This window comes from Paenibacillus sp. HGF5 (assembly GCF_000204455.1).
GTDB lineage: Bacteria > Bacillota > Bacilli > Paenibacillales > Paenibacillaceae > Paenibacillus_AQ > Paenibacillus_AQ lautus_A.
In genome coordinates, this window is record NZ_AEXS01000177.1 from 1 (window position 1) to 10479 (window position 10479).

Below are 10479 nucleotides of genomic sequence, written 5' to 3' on the forward strand. Positions count from 1 at the left end.
TCACGATCTGCAGTCCCTCATCCACCTTGCCGCTTAGCATGCAATTGCTCAGCTTCTCGATCTTCTGAAGCGGATAATAAATATCCGGGACGTACCGAATCTGCTCCGCATCGACCATGTCCGTGTCCGCATTCACATTGCGGTACAACCGCCCATCCTTAATATTCCGGTATGCTTCGGAGCAATTGCTGATTTTGGATTCGTACGTGCGGCTAACGCAGCCCCACACCGTGAACGTATCATGATAATCCTCGTTGCACCGCCTAATATACTCCTCGAATTTCCTGACCAGCTGCTTGCGCTCGGACGGCTGATCCAGACCGATTAACGCTAGGAATTTCAGCTCTTCAACATGATAAACCACCACATGTCCATAGCGCTCCTCCAGGCCGCCCCGGATCTGAGACGTCAGCTCTTCCAGGACAAAATCCGACTTGGCCGCCCCCTTGCCGGCAGGCTGCAAATACACGGCCGCCATCATGAAATGCCGGCACTGGAAGAAATGCGTGTAGTGCTTCTGCATCTGCATTTCCTGCTCGCGCGAATGGTGATGGCCGTCCAGCGTTTGCAGGAACACGCTTCGGCGGATATCCTCATCCACCAGATCCATCTGCTTCTTGAGGGATTCGTTCTCCCGCTGCACCTTGACGATGCCGCTCTGGATTTTCACGAAATCGTTCCCTCGAAGAGAACTGCCCCCGAGCAGCTGGACGATGTTCTTCACCGGCCGGTACAGGTAAATGCTGAGCAGCACCGACAGAATGACGTTTAACACAATCGCGCCGTACATAATCCACGTATTGGCATCGGTGACGGAATCGATATTTTGAAACTTGTACGGCATTTTATTGATATATATAAAACCGTTATAGTCCGATTTGTAAAAATTGTACTCAAAATCGTCGTGCGTGAGGGAGGCTTCCTGCGACGGATTAAAGTACACGTCGTTCAGAATGCCTACCAGATCGAGATCCTTCTCGGTGCTCAAGATGACGTTCCGGTTCGCATCCAGCACAATGAGCGAGGCCCCGGGAATCATGGAATTCAAATCGATCCCCTTAAGCAGCCGGTTCACGTTAATCAGAATCATCAGGTTTTTGTTCGACATTCTGACCTTGTTGCCGTCTACGGCAATCATCAGGTTCCGGCCGTACCCGCTGCTCTGATCCGCATAAACCTCCGCTGGAAAAACCGTAAGCTCGTGCTCCGATCGGGTAAACGTCTTCCAGAACATCGAGTTGAACTTCTGGGATTTGTATCGCCTGTCAAACAATGCGTCCAGATTGCTGGTTCCGCGTGTCGTAATGGCCAAATCGTGATTGTCGAACGAAATGACCACATCTTCCACGATATCCACGTTGGATACGATGCTGGTGACGCTGTCCTGCAGAGAGATGACTTTCTCCATGTCAAGTTTGCCGTTATCCAACTGCATCCGGTCCGAAGGAAGCGCATGAATGTTAAAAATCAAATTGTTAATGGAGGAGAAACTGGTATCAAACGACTGAATAATATTTCTGATCACCATCCGGTTGTTCTCGCTCACCTTGTCGTAAATTCCGGTAATGGAATTCTTGTACACGATGTAATTGAATATGAACATGATGCCGATGACCAGTTGCAGAGCGAAGAAAATCTGGAGCAAGCCTCTGTTGGCGATCAATCGATTCATACGGATTCACCTCTCTTGGATGTCATCCCTTCATATTCAACATGATAGCCCCCGGCACCTTCCCATCACCCCTTTTCGGAACCGAGCATGACCCCTTTGGCAAAATACTTCTGGGCAAACGGATAGATCAGCAGCACCGGAATCATCGACAACACGATCGTTGCGTTCTTCATGGCCTGCGGAGCAAGCGCCGACGCATCCACCAGGCTCGGGTTGCTTCCGTTCTCGCTGAAAATCAGCATATCGCGAAGCACGACCTGAAGCGGGTACATATTCGCGTCGTTCAGGTAAATCAGCGGGATAAAAAAGCTGTTCCAATGGCCCATGAAATAAAACAATCCGATCGAGGCCAGCGCCGGTTTGGACAGCGGAAGCACAATCTGGAACAGGATGCGGTACTCGGAAGCGCCGTCGACGACGGCTGCCTCGCGCAGGGATTCCGACATGTTCTCGTAGAAGCTTTTGAGGATTAACAGCTCAAAGGTCCAGATCGCATTCGGAAGCACGAGTGCCCATACGCTGTCCAGCAGGCCAAGCTCGGATACGATCAGGTAGTTCGGAATGATCCCCGGATTCAGGAACATGGTCATGATGATTGCCAGCAGGAAAAACTTGCGTCCGAAGAAATTTTTGCGAGCGAGCGGATAAGCCGCTACCGCCGTAAGCAGCAGGTTAATGGCCGTACCGAGCGCTGTATAAAAAATCGTATTCAGATAGGCGCGCGGCACCCGGTCGTCGTTCAGCACCTGGGCATAGGCGTCGAGATTAAAACCCTTGGGAAACAAGGTGATATTCCCTTGCACCACTTCGGAGGTCGCGCTGAGGGAAACGGCGGTGATATAGACGACGGGGTACACGGTAATAATGGCAAGGCATGTCAGAATCAGCGTGTTGATAATGCCGAATAACGAGATGTTTCGAAGGCTGAATCGTTTGTTGTTTACCATAGTCCGCTACCTCCCAGTCGCTTGCTGAAGTAGTTGGAGGACAGCAGCAATATCATGGCGACAACGGCTTCGAACAAGCCCACGGCCGCGCCATAGCTATAGTTGCTCTCCAGAAGGCCTTTCCGGTAGACATAAGTCGAGAATACGTCCGCCACCTCATAAGTCATCGGATTGTAAAGCAGCAATACCTTTTCGTATCCGATCCGAAGCATCGACCCGGTCTTCAAGACAAACATGATAATAATCGTTGGAAGAATGGCGGGAATCGTGATTTTAAAAATCATGTGGCGCCTTTTGGCACCATCCACCTTGGCCGCTTCGTAAAGCGACGGGCTGATCCCTGCAATCGCAGCCATATAGATGATAGCCTCATAACCGACGGTTGCCCAGATATCCGATGAAACATAGATGGTTCTAAACCAGCTCGGCTCAATGAGAAAATACGTCTTCTCGAAACCTAACGCCGCGATCAGCTGGTTAATGATCCCCTGATTGGGCGACAGGAAGTCGATAATCATGCTGCTTATAATGACCACGGACAGGAACGAAGGCAGATAGCTGAGCGTTTGAACCGACTTTTTGAACCATTTCACTCTGACCTCGTTAAGGAGAATCGCCAGAATGATGGGAAAAGGAAAGCCGAAAATCAAATTGTATACGCCAAGAAGGAGCGTATTCTTGAACAACAGCCAGAAATCCGGACTGCCGAAAAATTTCTCGAAATGCTTGAGCCCTACCCATTCGCTCTCCATGATGCCGGTAAATACGCTGTAGTCCTTGAAGGCAATGATCAAGCCGTACAGGGGCCCGTATCGGAAAATAACATAAAACAACAGGCACGGGATAAACAGAATCAACAGCTGTCTGTCCCGCTTCATATGCTGAAAGGCCGAAACCATTCTTCTCCCAAACCCGCCGCGGGGTTTGGCGAGATTTGTCTCTGTCCCTGCACTTGACATGGTGTTCCCTCCTTTAAGATGATGAGCAGCACCCGAGCGTTGTACCCGGATGCCGCCATCACTCCTATTTCTTCTGCGGATTATTTCGTGGCTTCATCCAATCTCTTCTGGGCTGCGTTGAAAATATCGACGATTTGCTTGGCTCCCTGCTTCTCAGCCTGTGCCTGCCATTGCTGCCACTGCGCATCGCCGTAGTTTTTGTTGAGAATGTATTTGGCGTTAAATTCATCCGCCAATTTCTTCAGCGAGGTTTGGATTTCCGCAATCGTTGCGGTTTCGTCATCCGTAAAGTTCACGACCGGATCCAGCGGCTCGAATTTATTGCCGTTCAGGAGCTTATCCTGAGCCTCCTGCTCCTTCTCCGTATAGTTGAAGTACACGCTGCGCTTGTCGGAATTGACATACACTCCTTGCAGCCACAGGCCATAGCGGTCCTCCAGCACGCTGATATCCACCAGAGGCACGTCGGTCAGCTCCGGATAGACGGCTTTATCGCCTTCCATCTTGAACGTCTCGCCTTCCACGCCCATCGTCACCAGCGTGGCGCCGGACGGGCTCGTCAGGTAATCGAGCAGCTTCAGGGAAGCTTCCTTGTTGTCATTGTTGGCTACCGCGATGCTGAAGCCGTTCGTAATGCTCTCAATCGTCTTGCCGTTTCCGGTCGGCCCGACCGGATTGCCGTATCGCAGATCATAGTTCGGATTTTGGTCCTTGACCTGGTTGTAGAACAGGTCCAAACGTCCGATCCAGTCATAGGTGACAAAGGATTTATTGCCTGACGTCATTTTCGCCGTCCAGGAATCGTCGGTGTCCGTCATGAATTCCGGATCGAGGAGTCCCTCGTTGTACAGCTTCTTCATGAAATCGAGCATTTCTTTGTGCTCTGGCTGTATGGTAGCGTACTTCCATACCTTGGCCGTCTCGTCGTAATACGTCGGATAGTTGGCTCCGCCGATTCCCCAGCCGAAGGCCCAATCGCGGAAAATGTGCTCTTTCGTTTTGGAGGCGTAAGGATAGGAATCCGGATAGGCTTCCTTCAACTTTTTGAGGGCCTGATAAAATTCGTCGGTATTCGTCCATTCCTTGATGCCCAGCTCATCGAAGATGTCTTTGCGGTACAGGAAGCCGTGGTTCACGTCACGGTTGATGTTTGCAACCGGCCAGGTATAGATGTTGCCGGATTCGTCTCCGTAGGACGGAATGACCCAAGGATTCTCGTCCACATACATTTTTTTGAAGTTCGGCAGCATGTCGAGATATTCGTTAATAGCAACGACCGCTTTCTGTTTGCCAATCTTCTTCAGCTCCGGTGGCGTCAATCCGTGGATGATGTCCGGGAGCTTGCCGGATGCAACGGTTACTTTCAGCTTGTCTTGAAACGTAGCCGAAGAATAAGCTTGGAAATTCACTTTGATTCCGGTTCGCTTCTCGATCTCCTTGGCAAACAAGGAATCATTCAGGTTGGTTTTCTCGCTGACGACCATCCAATTGATCGTTGTCGGTTTATCGACCAGCGGAAGCGCGAGACCGCCAGTATCCCCATATTGATCCGGATCTGCCGGTGCCGTTGGAGGTGCTGTTTCTCCGTCCGTTTCGGGAGCTGCCTCTTTATTTCCTCCGCTGCATGCGGCCAAGATCGAAATGATTAATGTGAACACGAGTGCCATACGAAACCATTTTTTTGTCATTTGCGTTCCTCCTCTAAATCCATCATTTGAATGCGGCTGACTGAATCTGTGCGATCGCTACTCTACCCCCGTCATTTCTTCTCATCTGTGTGTCGGCTTACTCATCCGGTCTGCGCTTCACATGCTTAATGTTTCCTACCATGCCTCCTTGTTGGCGAAGATCCCGGCCTGTCGCAGGAATATTCTAAAATGATCGGGCATCCGTTGCCGAGTGTCCGGCACGGAATTTTCTACCCATCCACATCATAAAAACGCTTCCAAGATTCGTAAAGAAGCGTATTTCTGCGAGATGGCGTTTTTTCTTCTTCAAGCGGGCGAAATGCCGAAAACCCGCATAACATTAGGCTTTTTGAGCATGTGGAAAATGCTAAAGCGGTAGAAATAGATAAAAAAATAGAGGGATTTCATCACGAAATCCCTCACGGAAGATGTTAAATTTCTTCTCTTCCCCATCGTATATTCTTGAAGCAGAACGTCATCGGCGATCTATCAAAACGGGTGTGAATTCAATCACTCGTTTCCGTCCTTCTTCGCTTTGGCACCCTGCTCCCGCAATTTTTTGCCTTCCTTGCCGTATAGATCCTTCAGGATCTTCTTGCCGGTCGGCGTCTGCGCAAGTCCGCCCTTCGCTGTTTCCCTGTGCTTGGACGGCATAGCCGTGCCAACCTCCAGCATCACGTCGATCACTTCGTCGGATGGGATGACGCTGCGCACGCCGGCAAGCGCCATATCCGATGCCGCCAGCGCCGTCACCGCGCCGAAGCCGTTGCGCACGATGCAAGGAATCTCGACCAGCCCGCCCACCGGGTCGCAGATAAGTCCCAAGGAATTCTTGAGCGCAAGTCCGACGGCGTGAACGGCCTGCTCCGGCGTGCCGCCCCGCAGCTCCGTCAAAGCGCCTGCCGCCATACCGATAGCTGAGCCGACTTCAGCTTGGCAGCCGCCCTCCGCACCGGAAATAAACGAGTTATTGGCAATGACGTAGCCGATTGCGCCTGCGCTGAACAGCCCCATCACCAAATGCTCGTCTTCCCAGCCGAAGCGTTCCTGCGTGCTGACAAAAACCCCGGGAATAATGCCGCATGAGCCTGCCGTCGGCGTCGCTACGATGCGCCCCATGGAGGCATTCACCTCGGACACGGACAGGGCGTAGGCCAGCGCCGTGCAAGCGTCGGTACCAAGCGCGGGCACCCCGCTGCTCATATATTGATGAACGCGCACGGCATCGCCGCCGGTCAGGCCGCTTTTGGAAGGGACGGGTTCATGGATTCCCCGGTGCACCGCTTCCTTCATGATGCCGTAGTAATCGGCCATTTGCTTGAACGTCTCGTCCCGGCTTTTCCCCGTTTCCTTGATCTGTTCATTCAGCATCAGCTGGCCGATCGTCACCTGATCCTCCCGGCAGCATGCAATGATCTGCTCCAGCGTAGAAAACTTCATGACTGCGCCTCCTCTACTGTCAAATCCGCGATGACGACGCGATGCACGCTCGGCAGTCCTTCGATATGCTTCATCAATTCGGCCGGAACCGCTTCGTCCGACTCCACCACCGTCATGGCATCGCCGCCCCTTCCCTTGCGGTCCACATCCATATAGGCAATGTTGACGCCGCCGGCCTCCAGGAGCCGGGTGATATGCGCGACCATGCCCGGCGTATCGTCATGAAAGACCAGCAGCACCGGATAATTCATCGTAAACTTGACGTCGAAACCGTTTACGCGCAGCATTTCCACGCTGCCTCCGCCAATGGAAGCGCCTGCAATGACATCGGTATGATCGCCGCCCATCAGCCTCAGCTCCACGGTATTCGGGTGAAAGGCCACATTCTGTGCCGTCTTGAAGGTAAGTTCAATGCCTGCCGCTTCGGCAAGCTCGATCGAATTCCGGATGCGCATATCGTCCGTGGCAAAATCAAGCAGCCCGCCTACGACAGCCAGATCGGTGCCGTGGCCGCGGTAGGTTTCGGCAAAAGATCCATAGAACACAATTTCCGCCTGATCGGGGAATGCTCCAAATATGCGCCGCGCGGCTCTTCCGATCCGCACGGCCCCAGCGGTATGGGAGCTTGACGGCCCCACCATGCTGGGCCCAATAATAGAAAACACATCTTTAAACCGCATGCGCGATTCCCCACTTTCGACTATTCTGCCCTCATTGTATCAGTCTGCCAGCCAACTTTCCAAGTGCTCCCGAATAAAATCGTCATCGTTTAAATGGGGATAATCCCGGTAGACCCGATCAATCTCTTCCGATTGTCCGGGAGACAGCGTTTCATGCGGATTCAGGCACCATGTGCCTTGCAGCAGTCCCTGTCTGCGGAGCACCTCATGAATGCCCGGGATGCAGCCCGCAAACTGATGCGCGGGATCGAAGAAGGCCGCGTTGGAGTCGGTAATCTCGACGTTGCGCGTCAGCCATTCCTTCGCGAACTGCTCCTGCTTGCGCGCCTCTTTGATTTCCTCCAGCAGCTCCACCGCTTTCCTGGTCCAGACCGCCCAGTGACCGAGCAGACCGCCGACGATAGGCTTGGCGACCGGCGTTCCGTCCACCTGGAATCGATAGGTCGTCAGCAAATCGTTGACGATGTTATCGTCATTCCCCGTATAGAGCGCAATATCGTCTCTGCGGCTCGAATAACAGACGGCACGAACGACGGCAATCGTCTGGTAGCGGTTGAAGGGCGCCATCTTGATCGCTACGATATTCGGAATTTCTGCGAAGGCACGCCAGAATCCGAAGGAGAAGATGTTGCCGCCAACCGATGGCTGAAGATAGAACCCGATCACCGGCATTCTCTGCGCAATCTCTTCCGTGCGCTTCAGAATATCCTCTTCGCTCCAGCCGCTTAACCCGCCCATGCTGAGCAGGACGGCATCATAGCCGAGCCTGCGGGCGATCTCCGTTTCCTCCACGGCTTGCTCCGTGGGGCCGCACACGCCGGCCACCATCAAGAAAGGCCGGTCAAGTTCTGCCCTGCGGACCTCTTCCGCCGCGAGCCGCAGCACCGGTTCGTACAAGTCAATGCCTTTATCACGGATCTCGAATTGGGTAGAGTGAACGCCGACCGCCACACCGCCCGCACCGGATGCGGCATAATAGCGGGTCAATGCCCGCTGGCGGCGTTCGTCCAGCTTCCGGTTCTCGTCCAAAGCCAGCGGATGCGCCGGTATGACGAGCCCTTCGTGAAGAGCTTTCAGCTTCTCGGGGGCCAACCTTTGCATTGCAGGAATCTGTCCGCTCATTAGAATTTCCCCTTTCTCTCTTGGAAGTGCGTCGGCTTGTTCCAGCTCTCGCCGCCGGATTGCACCCATGCTGCCGTCCAATCCAGCATCTGCAGCAGAGACACTTTCGGATAACCGAAGAGTTGGTGGGATTTCGAGGCGTTGTTCAGGAGTGCGGTCTCGGATTCCGTACCTGTAAAGGTCACTTCCTTACCCATCCGTGCCGCCAATTCCTGTGCCGCCCAGCGGATCGACATCGTCTCCGGTCCGGTAATGTTGATGATTTCGGGAGGCGAGCTGCAATGCAGGAGCGAACGGAGCGCCATCTCGTTGGCATCCCCTTGCCATATGATATTCGCATGCCCCATCGCCAGGTGAATCGGCCGTTCCTCATGGATCGATCTGGCGAGCTCATGCAGAACGCCATACCGCATATCGATGGCGTAATTCAGACGGTAGATTGCCATCGGCGTACCGTTCTGGTGGGAGAAATATTCAAAGACGCGCTCTCTGCCGAGACAGGATTGCGCATATTCCCCGACCGGCTCCGGCGCAACGGATTCGTTGACTCCACCGCTGCCCACCGGAGAGAACGGATACACATTCCCCGATGAGAACACCACCATGCGGGATTGCTTGAATTTCTCGGCCACCCGGCCCGGCAAATACGAGTTCATCGCCCAAGTAAAATATTCGCGGCCGGTCGTGCCGAATTTGTTGCCGGCCATATAGATCACGTTTGGAGCCTCAGGCAGCTGCTGCAGCTCCCCGTCGTTCAGCAGGTCGCACGAAATCGTCTGTACCCCCGCCTCCTCCAGCTCGCGCCTGGCCTCCTGGTTCGAGAACCGGGATACGCCGATGATCCGTTTGCCGCCACCGCCTTGGCGCACGGCGTTAGCGGCCAGCCTTGCAAGGCTGGGACCCATTTTTCCGCCGACGCCAAGCACCAGGATATCCCCTTCCAAAGACGCCAAATCGGCAACAAGCTGTGCTGAAGGCTCCGCCAGCTTCGCTTCTAATGCTGCAACGGTTAACATGAACAATCTCCTCCTCCGATTGATGATTCTTCTTCATCATACGGCCCCGTTTGATATAAAGACAAATCTTTAAATCGTCTTTAAATAAACAGCACACAAAAAAACCAGCTAATACTTGTCAAGCATTACAACTTGGTTAAATAATAGAATACTGATATACTTTTCTAAACAGCACAAATAACCTTCATTGGCGTGAAGGTTATGGGAAAATATGGTTTTTAGGCTTTGTAGGGTTCGCTTTTACTTAGGATGGCATAAATGTGATGGAGAAGCTTGTTGGCGCAAGCGATCACGACCACCTTGTAGGGCTTGCCCTCTTTTCTTTTTTTGTCGTAGTAATCACTTATCCTGCGGTTTGCATGTCTGCGAATTCCGCACTGTACGGCAAGATAGAGTGCTCGCCGTAGTCTTTTTGAGCCTCGTTTCGTGATCTGGTTGCTTGTAGCCGTGAATTTTCCTGAGCTGTAGATCCCCGGATCTAATCCTGCGTAGGCTACAAGTTGCTTCGCATCCTTGAACTGACTTGCATCGCCAAGCTCTGCCACGATGGCTGCCGCAAGTTTGTTCCCTACACCCGGGATACTTTTGATCAATTCCACTTCAGGCAACTCCTTAGCCAGTTCTTCCAAATCTGCTTTTCCAAATAATTTAACTGCTTATCGAATTCCAACAGCAGGGAGACCATGCTAGTCAACGCTATGCTCTGAGATTGACTCCTCTCTTGTGTTTTCCAGCCCAACAAGAGTTCTTTCAACCGTTTTGTTTTCTCCGTAATCCATCCTTTGGAGTGGGATTTACCTACCACATTCAAGGATGAGATCACCCACATCTTCGACCTTATTCTCCAAACATCGCTTTAGCACTTTTAATGATGTGGTCGCATACAAATTATGAAATAATCCGATGAAGTCCGGAAACACTTGCTCAAGCAAAGCTCTGCTGTTTAACTTGGCTT

The 10479-nt window shown here is 52.5% G+C and carries 9 protein-coding genes; all 9 read right to left on the reverse strand.

What is annotated here, in order from left to right:
• The coding region (locus HMPREF9412_RS30085) for a hypothetical protein (RefSeq protein WP_009595679.1) at positions 1-1672 on the reverse strand (1672 nt) is incomplete at its 3' end.
• 65 nt (positions 1673-1737) lie between these two features.
• Positions 1738-2619, reverse strand: coding sequence for a carbohydrate ABC transporter permease (locus HMPREF9412_RS30090; protein WP_009595681.1), 882 nt, complete (start codon positions 2617-2619; stop codon positions 1738-1740).
• Positions 2613-3578: an ABC transporter permease gene (locus HMPREF9412_RS30095; RefSeq protein ID WP_009595687.1), complete on the reverse strand. Its 966-nt coding sequence runs from the start codon at positions 3576-3578 to the stop codon at positions 2613-2615. The genes HMPREF9412_RS30090 and HMPREF9412_RS30095 overlap by 7 nt, the downstream gene beginning before the upstream one ends.
• An 80-nt stretch (positions 3579-3658) precedes the next feature.
• Positions 3659-5266 carry an extracellular solute-binding protein gene (locus HMPREF9412_RS30100; RefSeq protein WP_009595683.1) on the reverse strand — a complete coding sequence of 536 codons (1608 nt, stop codon included), beginning with the start codon at positions 5264-5266 and terminating at the stop codon, positions 3659-3661.
• Positions 5267-5776: 510 nt separating this feature from the next.
• A complete protein-coding gene (sdaAA, locus tag HMPREF9412_RS30105) occupies positions 5777-6706 on the reverse strand; it encodes an L-serine ammonia-lyase, iron-sulfur-dependent, subunit alpha (protein WP_009595682.1) in 930 nt (309 codons plus the stop codon).
• A complete protein-coding gene (gene sdaAB, locus HMPREF9412_RS30110; protein WP_009595685.1) occupies positions 6703-7386 on the reverse strand; it encodes an L-serine ammonia-lyase, iron-sulfur-dependent subunit beta in 684 nt (227 codons plus the stop codon). Before sdaAB ends, sdaAA begins: the two co-directional genes overlap by 4 nt.
• A gap of 39 nt (positions 7387-7425) precedes the next feature.
• Positions 7426-8508, reverse strand: a complete 1083-nt coding sequence (locus tag HMPREF9412_RS30115; RefSeq protein WP_009595684.1) for a dihydrodipicolinate synthase family protein — start codon at positions 8506-8508, stop codon at positions 7426-7428.
• A complete protein-coding gene (locus tag HMPREF9412_RS30120) occupies positions 8508-9524 on the reverse strand; it encodes an NAD-dependent epimerase/dehydratase family protein (protein ID WP_009595680.1) in 1017 nt (338 codons plus the stop codon). The genes HMPREF9412_RS30115 and HMPREF9412_RS30120 overlap by 1 nt, the downstream gene beginning before the upstream one ends.
• Positions 9525-9742: 218 nt before the next feature.
• Positions 9743-10123 carry a transposase gene (locus tag HMPREF9412_RS32695; protein WP_175320828.1) on the reverse strand — a complete coding sequence of 127 codons (381 nt, stop codon included), beginning with the start codon at positions 10121-10123 and terminating at the stop codon, positions 9743-9745.
• Between the last annotated feature and the right edge of the window lie 356 nt (positions 10124-10479).